The following is an 18,848-nucleotide window of genomic DNA, read 5'->3' on the forward strand; positions in this document are numbered from 1 at the left end:
TTTTAATGTTCAGTGTTTGATATATCGTCATTGTCTTCTTTCACCACTTGCTTCTTTACAAACGTGTAAACCAGTGGAATGGTGGTGATGACAATAAAACCTATAATAATGTATAATAAATAATCGTTAATTTCTTTTTCAAATCTTTTGCCTAGGAAATAACCAAGCAAAGTTAAGGAAGCAATCCAAATAATTGCACCTGCAAAGTTATATAATGCAAATCTTTTAAAGTCTAGTTTTACTACCCCCGCAAAAATCGGTGCAAAAGTTCTTACAATCGGAACAAAGCGTCCCATAATAAGTGCAAAGGCGCCTTGTTTATTATAATAATCTTCGGCAGCCTTTAAATAGCGTTTTTTAAAGAAGAAGGAGTCCTTTCTTTCGTACAAGACTGGGCCCGTCTTTCGACCAAACCAATAACCCGTAAAATTACCAGACACGGCGGCAAGAATTAATCCTAGAATCAACACATAAAGGTTGACGTCTAATTTGCCTGTAGCGACGAACATGCCGGCAAGAAACAACAGGTAGTCCCCTGGCAAAAAGAAACCAAAAAACAAACCTGTCTCGGCGAAGATCACAAACATTACAACATAAAAACCACCTTCTTTAAGTAGTTTTTCAGGATCAATGAATTGCTGTAATGAGTTCCAGAAATCTTGCATAGTTCAATTATTCGTAAAACTACATATAATTATCTACAGATAATGACTATATCAGATTTAAAATTACAGTTGGATAAATCCCTAAGAAAACTGTAATGATCAGGGATAAAGCCAATACAACCTTATACTGCACAGGCATTTCCAGCTCCACTTCTGTACCTTCTTTGAAATACATCGCTACAATAACTTTGAAATAATAGTAAAACCCGACTAAAGCATTCAAAATTGCGAAAGCAACTAAATAAAAGTGATAATCGTGCATCACATTTAGGAACATCAGGTATTTACCGATGAAACCAGCTGTTAGTGGGATCCCCGCTAATGACAACATCGCTACTGTCAAAGCAAGTGCAGCAAATGGATTACGTTTCCCTAAGCCATTAAAGCTTTCAAAGTTATCATTACCCGTTTTCTGTTTTACTAAAATCAACACGCCAAAAGCTATAATACTTGCGAAAGTATAAGCAACAGCGTAAACCAATACATTGTTCATCGAACTGGCAGTAAGCGAGACTAAAGAGAACAATAAATAACCTGCATGAGAGATGCTGGAATAAGCCAACATTCTTTTGAAGTTCTTCTGAAATAAAGCAGTAACATTACCAATGAATAGCGTCAGACATACAATTACCATCAAAGGCACTAACCAGAAATCATGAAGTGGCGCAAAGGTATCCGCGAACAAACGTAAGATCGCTGCAAAACCTGCAGTTTTCACTACAGTAGACATGAAAGTTGTAATCAATGTTGGTGAACCTTCGTAAACATCTGGAGTCCAGAAATGGAAAGGTGCAGCACCAATCTTGAAGCACATCCCAACTAACAACAAGATCACGCCTGTGTAGAATAATGGCGAAACTGATTGAGGGTTTTCTACCAGGTACTTATTGATCATATCAAGGTCGAAAGAGGCCGTAGCTCCGTAGATCAGGGTAATACCGAACAATAGGAAGCCTGTAGAGAAAGCACCCATTAAGAAGTACTTTAAGGAAGCCTCATTAGAAGCAAAATTATTCTTTCTAATCCCTGCAAGAATGTAAAGCGCCACAGACATAATTTCCACACCGATAAATAACATCGACATGTTCTTGTAAGATACCATGATCACAATTCCCGTTAGGGCAAAAAGTATCAGGGTAAAGTATTCTGCAGTGTTTTCACTATTGGCAGAAAAGTAATTCTGTGTCAACAGGAAAATGAAAAGAGTTCCTATAATAGCAAGACCAGCGAAAGCTAATGCAAAATTATCCATTTGCATCATTCCATAATAAGTCTGGTTGGTATTCCAGGAAGTAACTACAAAAGCCAGTGAGGTAAGCAACCCAATTAAGGTAAGGGGTAATAACGCTTTTTTAGCTTTAAACAAACCTGCATAAAGCACCACTAAAGCTGTAACAATAATTGTTATGATGATATTCATTTGCTTAGTTTACCGATGTTAATTTTTGTGATACCTGTTCTATTAATTGTTGTACCGAGGCTTCAGATAAATGAAGAATTGGTTTAGGATATACACCTAAAGCAATAATCATGGCACAAATGACATACAATACTACTTTTTCAGATCCTTTAATATCTGTAAAGCCGATGGTTAAGTCGTTGGTTTTTCCCAGCATAATGTTCTGATACATTCTGAACATATATACCGCACCAAAGATGATAGACAATCCAGCGAAAACGCCTGCCCAAACCTGGTATTGATAAATTCCGATCAGCAATAAGAACTCGCCAATGAAACCATTTGTTCCCGGAAGTGCTACCGTTCCCAATACAATGATTAAAAATGCAATGGCCAGTTGAGGTGCTTTTTTTGCAATCCCACCTAAATCTGCAATTTTATTAGTTTTCATGCGGCTGGCAATAATATCCAGCACAAAGAATAAACCGACAACATTGATACCGTGACTCAACATCTGTACCATAGCACCTTGCATACCTTGTGTATTCAATGCGAATATACCTGCAGCAATTAATCCTACGTGAGCGATAGAAGAATAAGCAACCAATCTCTTGGCGTCCTTCTGCGTAAAAGCAATAATAGAAGCATAAACCACCCCTATAATAGAAAGGATAATGGCTAAATGACCCCATTCCTGAACACCCACCGGAGCAATTGGCAACAACCATCTGATTACGCCATAAATACCCATTTTCAACATAATCCCTGACAATAACATGGTTCCTGGAGTTGGAGCTTCAGTATACGTATCTGGTTGCCAGGTATGGAATGGGAAAATCGGCATCTTAATCGCAAATGCGATAAAGAAAGCCCAGAAAATCCAGCCTTGCTGTACAGCATCAAGATTTAAATTATAGAAAGCCTGGATCTCAAAATTATGAGCAGGATTTTGTAAGTATAGATAAATGATACCCATTAACATGAATAGAGATCCAGCAATGGTATACACGAAAAACTTCATGTTTACTCTAATTCTGTCTTTACCACCCCAGATTGCGCAGATAAAATAGATTGGAATTAGCGCTGCTTCCCAACCAATGTAGAATAAGAACGCATCTAAAGCTGTAAACACCAATAATAAACCAAACTGCATGAACAAGATCAATGCAAAGAAAGCATTGGGCTTTTTATAATCATGCTGATAAGCCGATAGGATAATGATCGGAACCAATACGTTGGTTAATAAAATAGTGATCATGCTAATGCCATCAATTCCCGCGTGGAAATTGATTCCCAAATCCTGAATCCAGGGATAGTTTACCGCAAATTGCGTACTGGCATCCGGTGTAAAATTACATACCGTGATTAGAGTCAAGCCTAACGAAAGGATTGCTGACCCCAGAGCCACATGTTTCGCTGCATTACCTAGGAATGCAGTAACCACGGCGCCAACCAATGGTAGAAAGATAAGAAGTATTAAAAGTTGTTCCATTATGTTTTCTTGAACGATCTTTTACAGAGATAAATAAGTATACAATAACAATGAGATGATTCCTACCACCATCATTAACAGATAGAAGCCAACGTTTCCAGACTGAACCAAACGTAAACCTTTACTAGCTTCCGATGTGCCCCAGCCTAAACCGTTCACTATACCATCAACAATCTTATTGTCAATAATTTTATAGAAGAAAGTTGAAAGTGCATCTAAAGGTCTTCTGATTAGGAAATCATAAATCTCATCGATATAGAATTTTTGGTAAGACAGATTAGCCAAAGCCGTTCTTTTTCCTTCATCAGGAAGAGGAATATGGTTTTGTTTAACGTATTTCACATAAGCGAAGCCAATTGCAATCAGTACACCTATTACAGAAACTGCCATTAACATATATTCTGTTGCATGATCTGGACCTTCAGTAGCGTGTTTGATCACAGGAGCCATCCAATGCGACAACCAATGGTTTCCGCCTAATGCTTCAGGAACACCGATCATTCCACCGATAGCAGATAACACTGCCAATACGATTAGAGGAATAGTCATTGACTTTGGAGATTCATGAATTTTCTCTTCTGCATGGTGCGTTCCACGATACTTCCCTGAGAAGGTAAGGAACAACATTCTGAACATATAGAAAGCAGTAAGGAATGCAGTGAATACACCAATTGCCCACATCGTTTTATCATGTGCATAGACATGCGCCAGGATCTCATCCTTAGAGAAGAAACCTGAGAATGGAGGTAGACCAGCAATTGCAATCGTTCCGATCAACATGGTGATAAATGTAACTGGTAATTTCTTACGTAAGCCACCCATATGTCTCATGTCTTGCTCATGGTGTAAAGCATGAATTACAGAACCTGCACATAAGAACAATAACGCTTTAAAGAAAGCGTGAGTGATCACATGGAAGAAAGCACCATTGTAAGCGCCAACTCCTAAACCAAGGAACATATATCCTAATTGAGATACTGTAGAATAAGCCAGTACCTTTTTAATGTCTGTTTGTGTTAAGGCGATAATTGCACCCAATACTGCCGTAGCTAAACCAACGATCGCGATAATATGCTGAATCATTGGTGCCAGGTCGAAGATCACGTTTGATCTTGCGATCATATACACACCTGCAGTTACCATGGTAGCTGCGTGAATCAATGCAGAAACTGGTGTTGGACCAGCCATCGCATCAGGTAACCAGGTAAATAAAGGCAACTGAGCCGATTTACCGCAGGCACCAATAAACAACAACAAAGCAATTAAGGCGATGCTACCGTTTCCAGGAAGCATATTTGCCGCCTGAGGAAAGATTTTAGAGAACTCTACAGTACCAAAAGTGGTAAAGATAAAGAACACCCCTAAGAGGAATCCAAGGTCACCGATACGGTTCATGATGAAAGCTTTCTTAGCTGCAGAAGCATAACTACTATTCGTGTACCAGAATCCAATTAGAAGGTAAGAACAAAGTCCTACGCCTTCCCATCCGATGAACATTACGATATAGTTAGAACCTAATACCAATAGCAACATGAAAAAGATAAATAGGTTCAGGTAGCTAAAAAACTTCCCAAAAGCCTCATCAGCATGCATATAGCCAACAGAGTAAATGTGGATTAAGAAACCCACCCCAGTAATGATCAACAGCATAATAGAGCTGAGTGGATCTAACAGGAAGGAAAGTGGAATGTTCAGCTTACCAGCACTGATCCAGTCGAACAAGAAGATCTCGTGCGACTTATTCGCATCTGCTCCCAATTCGAAGAAGATACCTACACTGATAGCAAAGGAAATGAATATCACGCTGCTTCCGATGAAACCGATTAGGTTTTTAGAAAGCGTATTTCTTCCCAGGCCGTTGATAACGAAGCCTAAAAGAGGAATTAAGGGAACCAGCCAAACTAAATTTATCATGTTATTACTTTATTCTTATTAATTACCACTTAAGGCGATTCAACACATTTATATCTATAGATTGTGTATTTCTGTACACCATTACAATAATACTTAGTCCAACTGCAACTTCTGCAGCAGCAAGTGCCATAATGAAAAATACGAATACTTGTCCTGACGGATCATTGTTATGTACCGAAAATGCGGTCAACAGTAAATTTACTGCATTCAGCATCAATTCTACCGACATAAAGATGACGATGGCGTTTCTGCGGGTCAATACCCCAATTACACCAATGGTGAAAATAATCGCACTTAGCCAGATGTAGTGGTTAAGTGGTACTCCCTGCAATCCCTGAGTTATGTTTTCCATTCAGTTTATACTTAATTATGGTCAAGAGTTTTACATCAAATGATGCAAACCCAAATCCTATACTTTTTCTTTTTTAGTTAACAATACTGCACCTACCATTGCGGTCAACAATAGTACTGAAGACAGTTCAAAAGGCAACATATAAGGACCAAACAATTCCTTACCTAAATTCTTTACCAATCCTAGATTAGGATTTTTCAACAATACCGGATCAGAAATCGCTGTTGCTTTTAAAGAACCAATAATAGTTACGACTAAGCAACATCCTGCAATCACGCCTACAACTTTTACCAGGTTAGATTTTAAGGGCTCGTTCTCCTTGTTGAGGTTGAGTAACATCAGTACAAAGAGGAATAAGACCATGATGGCCCCCATGTAAACGATAAAGTTCACGACTGCCAAAAACTGTGCATTCAATAAAATGTAATGAACCGTTAATGTAAAGAAAGTAACGATTAAGTAAAGCACGCTATGCACTGGGTTCTTAGAAAAGATAACCATCAGTGAAAAGATGACGCTTAATGCTGCTACAAAATAGAATACCGATGTACCCATCTATGATATGTTTAAACTGTTTATATTAATAACCCGAAGGTTACGTATGCTAATTATTTCTTCTCTAATGGTGCCTCTACTAATTTATCCTTACCGTAAATAAAATCTTTACGCAGATAATCCGAAGGGACAATTGGACCGTCTAAGTAGATGGCTTCTTTTGGACAGGCTTCTTCACACAATCCACAGAAAATACAACGTAACATGTTGATCTCATATACTGAGGCGTATTTCTCCTCACGGTAAAGGTCTATCTCTTCCGGTTTACGCTCTGATGCAATCATGGTGATCGCTTCAGCTGGACAAGATAATGCACAAAGCCCACAAGCCGTACAACGCTCTTTACCATTTTCGTCTCTTTTCAAAGAGTGCATCCCTCTGAAATTCGTAGAAAACTCCCTTTGTTCTTCCGGGTATCTGATGGTCGCTTCTTTCTTAAAGAAGTGGCTTATGGTAATAGCTAAGCCTTTAGTGATTGCAGGCAAATACATGCGTTCTGCAAACGTGAGGGGCTTTTTCTCTAATACTTTCTTTTTACTGGTTAATGGTTCCATTAAACCTCCTAATTATACCGCTAAATGCGGACAGTTAAAACTTTTCAATTATAGCAATCACAATACTTGTGATAATGATATTCGCAATGGCCAAAGGAATTAAGACCTTCCAACCTAAGTGCATCAGCTGATCATAACGGAAACGAGGAATCGTCCAACGTACCCACATGAAGAAGAAGATGAAAGCAAAGATCTTAAGGAAGAAGACTGCCGTTCCAATTAACGGGGCAATCACTGTTCCTGTTTGTGCCAGTACCCAATCCATTCCAGGGTAGTTATAACCACCGAAATATAAACTAGCCATTACTGCTGCAGAAACAAACATATTGATATATTCTGCAAACAAGTAGAAACCTAGTTTCATAGAAGAATACTCCGTATGGTAACCACCGATTAGCTCAGTCTCACATTCCGGTAAATCGAAAGGAGCTCTGTTCGTCTCTGCAAAAGAGCAAACCATGAATAACAAAAAGCCTAGTGGCTGATACAATACATTCCAACGCCATCCGTGTTGATTGGCAACAATCTCACCCAAACTCATAGAGTTCGTTACCAGTAACAGGGCAATAATGGAAAGTCCCATTGCAATCTCATAACTGATGTTTTGTGATGCTGCACGAATCGCACTTAATAAAGAGTATTTATTGTTAGATGCCCATCCACCGATCATTACACCATATACACCCAAAGAAACTACTCCGAAAATATATAGAATACCAACGTTGATGTCAGTTACCTGCAAAGGAATCACGCGATCACCAACAGTAATTGCGCTACCCCAAGGAATCACTGCTGTACCAATACAAGCAGTTAACATTGCTAAACCAGGTCCCACCATAAACAACCATTTACTGGCGTTTGTAGGAATGATTTCCTCTTTCATGAACATTTTCACCCCATCAGCTAAAGGCTGAAGAATTCCAAATGGACCTGCTCTGTCCGGTCCTAACCTATCCTGTAGAAATGCAGCCACTTTCCTTTCTGCATAAGTGGAATACATGGCTATCAATAAACTTATACCGAATATAATCGCTACCAGTACAAATTTTTCTATTACAAAAGCTATATCCATTAGAATTTAGTGGTTTTTTCTAGTTCAATCCTATTTGCTTCTTTTAATCGCTCATCTTCCTGAATTACCGGTAAAGGTATTAAAGTCTCGTAGTGATTAGATGAAATTACAGAGGTATCTGGAATGTGTGTAGGATGCTCAATTGTCCAATCTGCCGTTTTCTTCTTGTCAAAACGACAAGTATTACAGATAAACTCTTCCACCTCACCATAAACATCTTTACGTGCGGTAACACGCAAAACATCTGCTCCTTTATACCATAGCGTTACTTTACCGCTACAAGTAGGGCAATCTCTATGCGCATCAATAGGTTTAGTAAACCAAACCCTGTTTTTGAATCGGAAAGTTTTGTCTGTTAATGCACCAACCGGGCAAACATCGATTACGTTTCCAGAGAAATCATTGTCGACAGCCGTTTGGATATAAGTAGAAATTTCTGAATGATCTCCACGATTTAAGATCCCGTGAACACGTTTATTGGTAATCTGATCTGCAGTAAATACACAACGGTAACACAAGATACACCTGTTCATGTGTAGCTGAATTTTATCACCGATATCAATGCGCTCAAAAGTTCTTCTTTCAAACTCATATCTTGTTTTCTGCAAACCATGCTCATAACCTAAGTTTTGAAGGTCACATTCACCAGCCTGATCACACACCGGGCAATCCAATGGATGGTTGATCAACAACATCTCCACGACACCACTTCTTGCTTCGATCACTTCTGGAGAAGTAATGTTCAATACTTCCATACCATCCATTACAGTGGTACGGCATGAAGCTACTAATTTCGGCATTGGACGCGGGTCTTTCTCAGAACCCTTGCTCACCTTTACGATGCAGGTTCTACATTTACCACCGCTACCTTCTAATTTGGAATAATAACACATCGCCGGAGGGACAATATCCCCACCGATTTGGCGCGCAGCATTAAGGATGGTTGTCCCTGGCGCTACTTCTACGGTTATTCCGTCTATGGTTACCTTAACTTTATCACTCATTGTTAAAGATATTCTTTATCATCGCTCCGCTTTTCCTGCTATTAAACGCTCCAAGCATCGGTTTGATCGTTAATTTTCTGTACTAACTGCTTTAGCTATTGGCTCGGCATAATTTGCCAATCCGTAATTTGTATCCAGGGATAACTGTGGGTTTTTCACATGCCATTCAAATTCATCTCTGAAATGTCTGATGGCACTTGCTACTGGCCAAGCTGCAGCGTCACCTAGTGGACAAATGGTGTTCCCTTCAATTTTCTTAGAAACATCTACCAACAAATCAATATCGCTCATTTTACCATGGCCATACTCAATGCGGTGAAGCACTTTTTCCATCCATCCAGTACCCTCACGACAAGGTGAACATTGTCCACAGCTCTCATGGTGATAAAAACGGGAGAAATTCCAGGTGTTTCTAACCATACATTGGTCTTCATCAAAAGCGATGAAACCACCCGAACCCATCATCGTACCAGTCGCAAAACCACCTTCAGATAAAGATTCATAACTCATTAAACGAGGTTCCCCGTTAGCAAGCTTTAAAGAAAGGTTAGCAGGAAGTACCGGAACAGAAGATCCACCAGCAACTGTTGCCTTCAATCTTTTGCCATTGGCGATACCACCACACCATTCATCAGAATAGATAAATTCTTCTACAGGTAAGCCCAATTCAATCTCATAAACACCTGGTCTTACCAGATTTCCAGAGGCTGAAATCAGTTTTGTACCGGTACTACGACCAATACCCACCTTTGCATACTCGTCTCCACCATCATTAATGATGGGTACCACAGCAGCAATAGATTCCACATTGTTAACTACCGTCGGACAACCATACAATCCTGCAATCGCAGGGAATGGAGGTTTAATCCTTGGATTACCGCGTTTTCCTTCTAATGATTCTAATAGTGCAGTTTCTTCTCCGCAGATATAAGCACCACCACCCGGCTGAACGTATAATTCCAGGTCGTAACCTGAACCTAAAATATTTTTACCTAAAAATCCTGCATTCTTAGCTTCAGCAATAGCTTTTTCCAGAATACGAATTTGAGGCATCATTTCACCACGTACATAGATAAAAGAGGTTTTAGCACCCAAAGCAAAGCTGGATACAATCATACCTTCAATCAGTGCATGAGGAATGTGAGTCATCAGATAACGGTCTTTAAATGTTCCTGGCTCCGATTCATCGGCATTACAAACCAGGTAACGTGCTACCCCCTCAGGTTTAGCCAAAAAGCTCCATTTCATTCCCGTAGGAAATCCTGCACCCCCGCGACCACGTAATCCGGACTTCTTTACCTCTTCCACAACTTCATCGGGAGTCAGAGTTTTCAACGCCTTTTCCACAGCACGGTACCCGCCTTTTTGGCGATAAACATCCAATGTATGAATGCCCGGTACGTTTATATGTTCTAATAATAGTTTACGACTCATTATTTCTTGCGTAAGTCTTGTATCAAATCGTCTACCTTTTTTTCGTCAAGGTTCTCATAGAAGGTGTACTCAGGCCCTATTTGTAATACCGGACCATAGCCGCAAGCAGCTAAACACTCTACTCCTCTCCAGCTAAATAAGCCGTCAGGAGTTACCTCATTTTCTTTAACGCCAAGGCTTTTTTCAATATGGCCCATCAGTTTCTCTGCACCTACCAGACAGCAAGGTCCTGTTCTGCAAACTTCCAGAACATATTTCCCTTGTGGCTTTAAAAAGTACATACTGTAGAACGAGGCTACTTCATATACTTCAATTGGCTCAATGCGCAGATATTCCGCAACTTTATCCATAGCATTTGGACTTAACCAGCCCAGTTCTGCTTGTACTTCATGCAAAATTGGCAATAAAGCGGATTTTTGCTTTCCTTCCGGATACCTTTTAACGATCTCTTCAAACTTTTCAACTAAAGCTGAGGAGAACTGTACAGGTTGTTGTTCTTCTACTTTAAGCATCTAATTCTCCTGCAATAATATTCATACTACTCATGTTAATGATGGCATCTGATAACATCATACCAACACTCATGGGCGCAAACATTTGATAATTTATAAAGCTTGGTCTTCTAAAGTGCAAACGGTAAGGTGTTCTACCACCATCGTTGATCAAATAGAAACCTAATTCTCCGTTACCACCTTCTACTGCATGGTAAACTTCCGCTTTTGGTGCATCAATCTCTCCCATCACAATTTTGAAGTGATAGATTAAAGCCTCCATATTGTTGTAAACTTCTTCTTTAGCTGGCAAATAGAATTCCGGAACATCCGCATGGAAAACTCCTGCAGGTTCGTGCTTCAATTTCTCCAAAGCTTGTTCAATAATGCTCACACTTTCCCACATTTCTGCATTACGCACCAGGTAACGGTCATATATATCACCGCTGGTACCTACAGGAACCTGAAAATCGAAATCTTCGTAGGAAGAATAAGGCTCACTCACACGAACATCATAATCTACTCCTGCAGAACGCAATAATGGACCAGTCCAGCCATAATCCAAGGCCATTTCTGCAGAAACTGCAGCCACACCTGAAGTACGGTCAATAAAAATCCTGTTGCGATCAAGCAAACTTTCGAATTCTTTTAATGCTACCGGGAATGTTTTTAAAAATTTATTGATTTTCGCAAAAGCGATTTCATTGAAATCTCTTTCAAAACCACCAATTCTACCAATGTTGGTCGTCAGACGGGCACCACAAATCTCCTCGAAGATCTCATAGATGTGCTCTCTGAACTGGAACAGGTAAAGGAAAGTAGTGGTTGCACCAGTATCCTGAGCAATAATGGTGTTACAAATGATGTGATCGGCGATCCTGGACAGTTCCATCACGATTACCCTTAAGTAATCTACCCTTTTAGGCATTTTGATGTTCAGCAATTTCTCTACTGTCATGTGCCATCCCATATTATTGATCGGCGATGAGCAGTAGTTCAATCTATCTGTCAACGGGGTGATCTGATAGAATGGACGGTGTTCTGCAATTTTTTCAAAAGCACGGTGAATATAGCCAATGGTAGAAACACCACTTACAATACGCTCTCCGTCCAATTGAATTACATTTTGAAAAACACCATGTGTTGCCGGGTGAGTAGGCCCTAAATTCAGGGTTACCAACTCACTCTGAGGATCATTATCTGTATATACCGGTTGATTGTGATTCATGTTCTTATCTACCAAAGTATTCGTCTTTTTTATCTACTCTATTTGGATCTTCCAAAGGATATTGTTTCAACATCGGGTGAACACCAAGTTCATCCATGTTCAATATTCTTCTTAAATCCGGGTGACCTTCAAATTTTACTCCGAAGAAGTCATAAGTTTCTCTTTCCATCCAGTTCGCTGCATTCCAAAGAACAGTAGCCGTAGGAATTGTTGGGTGATGTTCATCGATAAAGACCTTTACCCTCACCCTTACTTTTTTCACCATGCTATGTAAGTGGTAAACCACCGCAATCCCATGTTTTTTCTCCGGATAATGAACTGCTGTAATATCAGTCAGGAAGTTAAAGTTAGTGTCGCTTTCTTTTAAGAACCTCAACACATCGATGATGACATCTTTTGTGGTTTCGAACGTAAGTAAACCATAAGGCTCATTTACACCAGTGATTTTAGCGCCAAACTTTGCAGATAGCGCGTCTAAGATTTCATTGTTTGTCACCTCTGCCATTATAAAATTCCGTATGAAGCCAACATTTCTTTGTATTGATCTGAATCTCTTCTTCTCAAAGACTCATTTTTTACCAGCTCTTGAATTTTCCCAAAGCCATCTAAGATCGCTTCTGGTCTTGGCGGGCAACCTGGAACATAAACATCTACAGGAATGATCTCATCGATCCCCTGAAGCACTGAATACGTGTCAAAGATACCACCGCTGGAAGCACAAGCACCTACAGCAATCACCCAACGAGGTTCTGCCATCTGTAAATATACTTGTTTTAATACCGGACTCATTTTCTTAGCGATGGTACCCATCACCATTAATAAATCCGCCTGACGAGGAGAAAAACTTAAGCGTTCAGATCCAAAACGACCGAAGTCATAATGAGAACCCATTGTAGCCATAAATTCGATACCGCAACAAGAAGTCGCGAATGGCAGGGGCCATAATGAATGGGAACGTGCCAAACCAATTACTTTGTCTAAAGAGGTGGCAAAAAAACCAGATCCTTCTATGCCTGGAGGCGCGTCTACTATATTGATGTTACTCATGATACAAAACGAAAAAAGGTTCATTCCTACAAAGAATGAACCACAAATTTACAATATTTTGAAAGGAATTGACCTAAACCTTGATCATTTAGAAACAATCTAAATAGGTTAATTCCAGTCTAAAGCTTTCTTTTTCAAAACGTAGATAAAACCTAGCAATAAGGTTCCCATAAAGATGAACATTTCCACCATACCGGCCATTCCAAGCTCCCTGAAGTTCACTGCCCATGGGTACATGAAGATCACCTCCACATCGAACAATACAAACAGGATCGCTACTAAGAAATACTTAATAGAGAAAGGCTGACGAGCATTACCTACCACCTTTACACCAGCTTCAAAAGTCGCTAGTTTATCAGCTGTCTTTCTTTTTGGGCCTAAAAAGTGTGTGGCAATCAAAGTCACAACAACAAATCCTAGAGCAACAATAATTTGAAATACAATAGGTAAAAAATCTACAGGTACACTTTGGGTTTCCATGGCATTAAATTTGGGACAAAATTAAAAGAAAAAGGCAGGATAACAACCCTGCCTTTTTCTTTTATTGGAAATTATTACTTTTTCTTTACCGGAGTCTTAGCTGCCGGAGCTGTTAATTGCTTCAAACGCTCTTGAGCACCTGAATTTGCAGGATCAATAGCTAAAGCTTTATTCAGATATTCTTTTGCTTTTTCTTTATCTGTTCCTGCATAATAAGAACCTACATAAACATACGCTTCTACCAATTCTTTTGGTTGAGCTGCTGCAAGTTCAGGCTTAGTTACCGTCACCAATTTAATCAATTCCTCATACTGAGGAACTCCCAACCATTTAGGGTTATTTAAATCATCGTTATACTTTGCAATACGGGCTCTAAAAGCATAAGCCAAAACAAAATCATTTTTAGCTTTGATGATATTGGCAAAAGCCGAATCTGCATCCACTAAAATTTTCTTATCAGGATGTTTACCATCCCTATCTTTGAAAGCATAATCATAATATTTTGCTGTACCTAAATAGTAGTTATTAGTCAAACTGTTTGGACCGTTAGGATTTGCTTTAAGCGCGATCGCATATACATCACCTGCTTTTCCATAGTTTTTAGATTTAAAAAGAGAAGCTCCAATTTCTTCTAGTGCATCTGCCTTTGTAGAATCTTTTTCAACTGCTTTAACAATGTTTACTAAAGCTAAACTATCCTTACCAGTTTGCATTTCAGCTTTACCCAAGTACAGATAATCGTCAGCAATAATACGTGAAGGATCTTTTACTTTCGCAAAAAACTCGTTCATGTATTCCAAGCTCTTAGGGTAGTTCTTATTCTCATAAGCAGAATAACCACGTAATCTAGATACCACAAGCGATTTTTCGTTGTTAGGACTCATTGTAGCCAACTCAGTAGTTACTTGCTCTAAAGCTGGGAAATCTTTAGCATAGAACAAGAACTGCGCGTAACGCAATTTAGAATCATACGAGTTGTCAGTCAGGTCAAGGTATTTTTTATAGTTAGTCAATGCCAAAGCAGACTTAGGACCTTGTTCTGCAGCTACCTGATTTGCCCATTGCATATACAATTCAGCAAGCTCTCTGTAAGCTGGACCGTAGTTTGGATCAGCAGCAATTGCTTCTTTAAGGCGTTCTTCAGCCTCAGGAAATGCTCTTGATTCCGTATACATTCTACCAATTTGAACTGTTGCTCTTAAAAGATTCGCATTGATATTTTGCGCTCTCATATAGTTTGTCAACGCATCAGAGTTCTTTTTCTGAGCAGCATAAAAATCACCTAGTGCTACAAAAGTTTCTGCGTCTTTATCATTTGCATCCAACTCATCTGCTTTTTGCAGGTAAGGCAATGCAGCTGCAAAGTCCTTATTCTTAGTAGCAATATAGGCTTTACCGATGTATAACTGAGGGATATAATCCTTTTTAGAAGATACATCTACAGCTTTATCAAAATTCGTTTTTGCTGAAGTAGGATTATTAACAAATAAATCTGCTTCACCTAAACCGATGTAGTTTAAAGGGTTTTTAGGATCGGCCGTTACACCTTGAGCGAAAGTTGCTCTTGCGGAATCGATATAATCCATTCTTAGGTAAACATCACCTAAACTAAAGTAGTTCTCTCCTTTGTTCGCTTGTGATTTCACCAATGCTTTTAGCATGTTGGTCGCTTTCTGGTACTGTTCGGCATCTATCGCCTTCTTTGCATCATTCAAGCTTTGAGCAAAAGAGGCAGAGCCCATCACTACTAAACCTAAACTTAAGGCTATTGCTTTCTTTGTCATTTTCATGGTTCACTATTGTTTTAATTGTAATGAAGCTCCTAAAATAAGCTTCATAGTTCAAATATAAAATTTAGTTTGTATTCTTTAAATTAAATTCTCTAGGCATCATCTTATGCGGACCTAGTCCGGATTTGAGTACGATTAATTGAGCACGCTGGCTAACTAACCAGTTTGCAAGTCCCGTGCCTAAACCTTCGCGGCCTTCGGCATTAATGATGTAGATGTTTCTTAAAAAAGGATATATCCCACTTATTAAATTCTTTTGAATCGGCGTATAATACGCATCATCCCCTTTTTTTCCTGGTAAATTCTTTACACCGAGCATTTTGACCTTGGCAATTGGCCCCGCCATCGCTGCCTGATTCGAGATTAACCAGTTTACCCCAACTACGCCAATAAAACCCTTATTATCAGCAACGTATTTTATGACATCATTATTGTTCTGTAGTGTATAAACTCCAGTTTTTGGCAACTCTTTCACTTGAGCAAGCTCTTTAAAGTAACGTAAGGTACTTGAATAAGCATTGTCAAACACGAGTTTTTTACCCTGAGCCGATTTTCCCTGAAGAATATCGATCACTTCCTGCACAGTAATTGTGCTATCCGGATTGGCTGTATTGGCAATCAATGCAATCCCATCAATGGCGAATCTCGAAGTCTTAGGAACAATATTTCTGTTTCTATACATTTTATCTTCTTCCGGAGTCAGCATTCTGGAAGAAATCATCACCCTGATGCTATCATTCAAAAAGGTAGGAAAGATCTTATTCTCATCACCTTCGATCACCGTAAATTCTGCGTTGGGATAATCCGTTTTAAAAACTTCAATCTGGTCTGCCAACACGCTGGCAAAAGACTCATCAGCCAATATGGTCACCGTACCTGAGGTACGGCTTTGTTCCACTGTACGCTCTGGTTTACGCTTACAGGCAACAAATACGAATAACAGCAATATCAGGCTTAGGTGCTTCATTTGAATCAAATTTTTTGTTAGTTCATTCGATTATGCTAAGTTATTTCAACTGGCTAACTTAGCATAATTCGTTGCTAATCGTCTTTTGGATTAATTAACCGGGCAAATCTAATGGCTGCATAAACGATTAGTAATAACCCAAACAAGATGCGATAAGTTTTTTGGATTTCAAAAGGAATATCAGTCCAGAAGATCAATAATAAGCCCAAGACGAAATAAAACGTAAACATCACCAGGCCTAAAATGAGCAGAAATCGCTGTTGAGGCGATTTCTGCATAAATGTTTTGAAATTAAACATTCTGTAATACTATTGAGATAAGGTAAAGCTGATTGGAATATTGTACTTCACACGAACCGGTTTTCCGTTCTGGATACCCGGAGTCCAACGTGGACTGTTTTTCAATACTCTGATCGCTTCTTCATCAGTACCACCACCAAGTTTTCTTTCTACCTTGATGTCAGTTAAGTCTCCATTTTTCTCTACTACGAAAGATAAGAACACTTTACCTTGAATGTTGTTTTCCATAGCCACTGGTGGATATTTTACTGCTTTTCTTAGATAAGCGTAGAATTTCTCCATACCTCCAGGGAAACCTGGCTGAGTTTCAATACTTACGAAGTCATAAACCTTAGTATCTTCTACCACAGCTGCTTGTTTAGGGCCATCTCCAACAGGACCGGCAATTACAATATCAGCAGTAGGATCACCTTCAATGGTTTTCTGACCTGGATCCGCTTTCTTCAAATCTTCGATGTGAACAGGCTCCTTGTCAATTACCTCGTTATCCGGTTTTACAATCGGAGGAGGGAATTTAATCTGATCCTGTTTCGGTGGCGGTGGCTCTACCGGTGGAGGTGGAGGGGTATCCGGATTCACCGGTGGAGGTGATTGAACTGTAACCTCTACTTGTTTCACAATCTCGTCTTCAGGAAGACTTCCTTTGATCATACTGATCACTTTTGGGGCTAAAAACGCAACTACATAAATGCTAGAAGCAATTAGCAATGCCTTTGTGGTATTCGCGGTACTCGTACTACGAAGCTGATATGCTCCGTACTTCTTGTTTTTACCCGCGAAGACGACGTCAAGCCATTCCCGTTTCAATAAATCTATTTTAGAACCTAACATAGCTTACTATTTAATATTGTTAATTCTTTTATTATAAAATTCCAGCACTTTTCATGAAATCTTTTTCAGCATCAGTAATGTTCTCATCGTCAATTGCAGGAGCTGTTTTGATCTTAGTGATCGACAACTCATCCATAATATCAACGAAGTTCTTGTAAGTAGCACCTGAGGTAGGTTTGATGACCATGATGATCTCTCTTCCACCAGTAGTTTCCGATACTTTCTTTTTATTATCTAATATTGATTTTCTGATATCAGCAAAACTCTCAACATTAGGTTTTGATTTACCAGCTTCTCCCATGTACCAGGCTACTTTATCATTTTTACCTAATAAAATGGTCATGGTTTCAGAAGCACGTAATGCATTTCTTTCTACCGAGTTGTCATCTTTATCAGGCTTTGCAATATCCATTGCAATTGGTTTCGACAGGGAAGTGGTCAACATAAAGAAGGTGATTAGCAAGAAGGCCAAATCCACCATCGCCGTTAAATCGACTTTGGTATTCGCTTTCTTACTCCTTACTTTTTTACCCTTTTTCCCCCCGCCGGAGGTATCTAATTCAGCCATAATATTTTATCTATTTAGCATCGCCTTCGGCGGATGTGATTAAACTAAACTTGTTAATTTTTTGCTTCTGCAGAATATCAATCACTTTCTTTATCGCAGGATACTCTTCTTTCGCATCACCTTTGATACTGATACGCATTGGTGCGGCATGAAGTTCAGCTACAGCATGACGTGATTCTCTCACCCATGACTCTAATTGATTGTTTGTCGAATCCGTTGGGATACCTGCGTCAATACCAGATTTAGTACGCTCATCACCGCTCATCATAATGAACTGCTTTAAACTCTGAACCGGTACACCGAAAGCACCAACTACACCAAAACGCTCTCTTTCTTCCGGAGTGAATTGAATATTGTATTGTTTACCTATTCTATCAAGGGTAGCCATCTTAATGTCTTTCCCTACGATTTCATAAAACACTTTACCTTTACCAATCGACAGGATACCCATATCCATATCCGGAACTTTGATCTTGTATGTCGAAGAAGGGATAGTAACATCCAAAGGATCAGGCTGACGTGCTGTTGCTGTTAAAATAAAGAAAGTAAGCAATAGGAAAGATACGTCGCACATGGCGGTCATATCTATCGAAGTACTCTTTCTTTGAACCTTTGCTCTTGGCATAATTTTAAAAATTACTTATGTATTTAACTAATGATGTTTATTCTTCCGGTTTTCCATAAAAGCCGGTAAAAAAAAATACAT

The 18,848-nt window shown here is 39.3% G+C and carries 21 protein-coding genes; all 21 read right to left on the bottom strand.

Features of this window, described 5'->3' with window-relative positions; translation table 11 throughout:
- Positions 1-2 precede the first annotated feature (2 nt).
- Positions 3-665 carry a DedA family protein gene (locus GM920_RS13955; RefSeq protein WP_182958376.1) on the bottom strand — a complete coding sequence of 221 codons (663 nt, stop codon included), beginning with the start codon at positions 663-665 and terminating at the stop codon, positions 3-5.
- 46 nt (positions 666-711) lie between these two features.
- Positions 712-2,085, bottom strand: coding sequence for an NADH-quinone oxidoreductase subunit N (locus GM920_RS13960; protein WP_182958379.1), 1,374 nt, complete (start codon positions 2,083-2,085; stop codon positions 712-714).
- 4 nt (positions 2,086-2,089) lie between these two features.
- A complete protein-coding gene (locus tag GM920_RS13965) occupies positions 2,090-3,556 on the bottom strand; it encodes a complex I subunit 4 family protein (RefSeq protein ID WP_182958382.1) in 1,467 nt (488 codons plus the stop codon).
- A gap of 21 nt (positions 3,557-3,577) precedes the next feature.
- On the bottom strand, positions 3,578-5,470 hold the full coding sequence (gene nuoL / locus GM920_RS13970) for an NADH-quinone oxidoreductase subunit L (protein ID WP_182958385.1): 1,893 nt from the start codon (positions 5,468-5,470) through the stop codon (positions 3,578-3,580).
- Positions 5,471-5,492: 22 nt separating this feature from the next.
- A complete protein-coding gene (nuoK, locus tag GM920_RS13975) occupies positions 5,493-5,822 on the bottom strand; it encodes an NADH-quinone oxidoreductase subunit NuoK (RefSeq protein ID WP_182958388.1) in 330 nt (109 codons plus the stop codon).
- Between the two features lie 57 nt (positions 5,823-5,879).
- Positions 5,880-6,377, bottom strand: coding sequence for an NADH-quinone oxidoreductase subunit J family protein (locus GM920_RS13980; protein WP_182958391.1), 498 nt, complete (start codon positions 6,375-6,377; stop codon positions 5,880-5,882).
- 53 nt (positions 6,378-6,430) lie between these two features.
- Positions 6,431-6,931, bottom strand: a complete 501-nt coding sequence (locus GM920_RS13985; RefSeq protein ID WP_182958394.1) for a NuoI/complex I 23 kDa subunit family protein — start codon at positions 6,929-6,931, stop codon at positions 6,431-6,433.
- A 34-nt stretch (positions 6,932-6,965) separates the two neighbouring features.
- Entirely contained in the window at positions 6,966-8,003 is a 1,038-nt protein-coding gene (nuoH, locus tag GM920_RS13990) for an NADH-quinone oxidoreductase subunit NuoH (protein ID WP_182958397.1), read from the bottom strand.
- Positions 8,003-9,007, bottom strand: a complete 1,005-nt coding sequence (locus GM920_RS13995; RefSeq protein WP_182958400.1) for a 2Fe-2S iron-sulfur cluster-binding protein — start codon at positions 9,005-9,007, stop codon at positions 8,003-8,005. The genes nuoH and GM920_RS13995 overlap by 1 nt, the downstream gene beginning before the upstream one ends.
- 69 nt (positions 9,008-9,076) lie before the next feature.
- Complete coding sequence (gene nuoF / locus GM920_RS14000; RefSeq protein ID WP_182958403.1) at positions 9,077-10,441, bottom strand: NADH-quinone oxidoreductase subunit NuoF; 1,365 nt, start codon at positions 10,439-10,441, stop codon at positions 9,077-9,079.
- Positions 10,441-10,953, bottom strand: a complete 513-nt coding sequence (locus tag GM920_RS14005; RefSeq protein ID WP_182958405.1) for an NADH-quinone oxidoreductase subunit NuoE family protein — start codon at positions 10,951-10,953, stop codon at positions 10,441-10,443. Before GM920_RS14005 ends, nuoF begins: the two co-directional genes overlap by 1 nt.
- Positions 10,946-12,160, bottom strand: coding sequence for an NADH-quinone oxidoreductase subunit D (locus tag GM920_RS14010; protein WP_182958408.1), 1,215 nt, complete (start codon positions 12,158-12,160; stop codon positions 10,946-10,948). The genes GM920_RS14005 and GM920_RS14010 overlap by 8 nt, the downstream gene beginning before the upstream one ends.
- Positions 12,161-12,164: 4 nt before the next feature.
- Positions 12,165-12,665, bottom strand: a complete 501-nt coding sequence (locus tag GM920_RS14015) for an NADH-quinone oxidoreductase subunit C (RefSeq protein WP_182958411.1) — start codon at positions 12,663-12,665, stop codon at positions 12,165-12,167.
- Positions 12,665-13,207, bottom strand: a complete 543-nt coding sequence (locus GM920_RS14020; protein WP_062546543.1) for an NADH-quinone oxidoreductase subunit B — start codon at positions 13,205-13,207, stop codon at positions 12,665-12,667. The genes GM920_RS14015 and GM920_RS14020 overlap by 1 nt, the downstream gene beginning before the upstream one ends.
- A 108-nt stretch (positions 13,208-13,315) precedes the next feature.
- Entirely contained in the window at positions 13,316-13,687 is a 372-nt protein-coding gene (locus GM920_RS14025) for an NADH-quinone oxidoreductase subunit A (RefSeq protein WP_182958414.1), read from the bottom strand.
- Positions 13,688-13,761: 74 nt separating this feature from the next.
- Positions 13,762-15,477: a tetratricopeptide repeat protein gene (locus tag GM920_RS14030; RefSeq protein ID WP_182958417.1), complete on the bottom strand. Its 1,716-nt coding sequence runs from the start codon at positions 15,475-15,477 to the stop codon at positions 13,762-13,764.
- 64 nt (positions 15,478-15,541) lie between these two features.
- Entirely contained in the window at positions 15,542-16,444 is a 903-nt protein-coding gene (locus GM920_RS14035) for a substrate-binding domain-containing protein (RefSeq protein WP_182958421.1), read from the bottom strand.
- A gap of 74 nt (positions 16,445-16,518) precedes the next feature.
- A complete protein-coding gene (locus GM920_RS14040; RefSeq protein WP_235964525.1) occupies positions 16,519-16,722 on the bottom strand; it encodes a hypothetical protein in 204 nt (67 codons plus the stop codon).
- A gap of 30 nt (positions 16,723-16,752) precedes the next feature.
- A complete protein-coding gene (locus GM920_RS14045; RefSeq protein WP_182958426.1) occupies positions 16,753-17,574 on the bottom strand; it encodes an energy transducer TonB in 822 nt (273 codons plus the stop codon).
- A gap of 31 nt (positions 17,575-17,605) precedes the next feature.
- Complete coding sequence (locus tag GM920_RS14050; protein ID WP_182958429.1) at positions 17,606-18,142, bottom strand: ExbD/TolR family protein; 537 nt, start codon at positions 18,140-18,142, stop codon at positions 17,606-17,608.
- A 10-nt stretch (positions 18,143-18,152) separates the two neighbouring features.
- Positions 18,153-18,767 carry an ExbD/TolR family protein gene (locus GM920_RS14055; protein ID WP_182958432.1) on the bottom strand — a complete coding sequence of 205 codons (615 nt, stop codon included), beginning with the start codon at positions 18,765-18,767 and terminating at the stop codon, positions 18,153-18,155.
- Positions 18,768-18,848 lie beyond the last annotated feature (81 nt).

The sequence above is a fragment of the Pedobacter gandavensis genome, assembly GCF_014172405.1.
GTDB lineage: Bacteria > Bacteroidota > Bacteroidia > Sphingobacteriales > Sphingobacteriaceae > Pedobacter > Pedobacter gandavensis.

Coding starts and splice junctions, on each gene's coding strand:
- GM920_RS13955 (WP_182958376.1), bottom strand. CDS start 665: ATGCAAGATTTCTGGAACTCATTACAGCAATTCATTGATCCTGAAAAA.
- GM920_RS13960 (WP_182958379.1), bottom strand. CDS start 2,085: ATGAATATCATCATAACAATTATTGTTACAGCTTTAGTGGTGCTTTAT.
- GM920_RS13965 (WP_182958382.1), bottom strand. CDS start 3,556: ATGGAACAACTTTTAATACTTCTTATCTTTCTACCATTGGTTGGCGCC.
- nuoL (WP_182958385.1), bottom strand. CDS start 5,470: ATGATAAATTTAGTTTGGCTGGTTCCCTTAATTCCTCTTTTAGGCTTC.
- nuoK (WP_182958388.1), bottom strand. CDS start 5,822: ATGGAAAACATAACTCAGGGATTGCAGGGAGTACCACTTAACCACTAC.
- GM920_RS13980 (WP_182958391.1), bottom strand. CDS start 6,377: ATGGGTACATCGGTATTCTATTTTGTAGCAGCATTAAGCGTCATCTTT.
- GM920_RS13985 (WP_182958394.1), bottom strand. CDS start 6,931: ATGGAACCATTAACCAGTAAAAAGAAAGTATTAGAGAAAAAGCCCCTC.
- nuoH (WP_182958397.1), bottom strand. CDS start 8,003: ATGGATATAGCTTTTGTAATAGAAAAATTTGTACTGGTAGCGATTATA.
- GM920_RS13995 (WP_182958400.1), bottom strand. CDS start 9,007: ATGAGTGATAAAGTTAAGGTAACCATAGACGGAATAACCGTAGAAGTA.
- nuoF (WP_182958403.1), bottom strand. CDS start 10,441: ATGAGTCGTAAACTATTATTAGAACATATAAACGTACCGGGCATTCAT.
- GM920_RS14005 (WP_182958405.1), bottom strand. CDS start 10,953: ATGCTTAAAGTAGAAGAACAACAACCTGTACAGTTCTCCTCAGCTTTA.
- GM920_RS14010 (WP_182958408.1), bottom strand. CDS start 12,160: ATGAATCACAATCAACCGGTATATACAGATAATGATCCTCAGAGTGAG.
- GM920_RS14015 (WP_182958411.1), bottom strand. CDS start 12,665: ATGGCAGAGGTGACAAACAATGAAATCTTAGACGCGCTATCTGCAAAG.
- GM920_RS14020 (WP_062546543.1), bottom strand. CDS start 13,207: ATGAGTAACATCAATATAGTAGACGCGCCTCCAGGCATAGAAGGATCT.
- GM920_RS14025 (WP_182958414.1), bottom strand. CDS start 13,687: ATGGAAACCCAAAGTGTACCTGTAGATTTTTTACCTATTGTATTTCAA.
- GM920_RS14030 (WP_182958417.1), bottom strand. CDS start 15,477: ATGAAAATGACAAAGAAAGCAATAGCCTTAAGTTTAGGTTTAGTAGTG.
- GM920_RS14035 (WP_182958421.1), bottom strand. CDS start 16,444: ATGAAGCACCTAAGCCTGATATTGCTGTTATTCGTATTTGTTGCCTGT.
- GM920_RS14040 (WP_235964525.1), bottom strand. CDS start 16,722: ATGCAGAAATCGCCTCAACAGCGATTTCTGCTCATTTTAGGCCTGGTG.
- GM920_RS14045 (WP_182958426.1), bottom strand. CDS start 17,574: ATGTTAGGTTCTAAAATAGATTTATTGAAACGGGAATGGCTTGACGTC.
- GM920_RS14050 (WP_182958429.1), bottom strand. CDS start 18,142: ATGGCTGAATTAGATACCTCCGGCGGGGGGAAAAAGGGTAAAAAAGTA.
- GM920_RS14055 (WP_182958432.1), bottom strand. CDS start 18,767: ATGCCAAGAGCAAAGGTTCAAAGAAAGAGTACTTCGATAGATATGACC.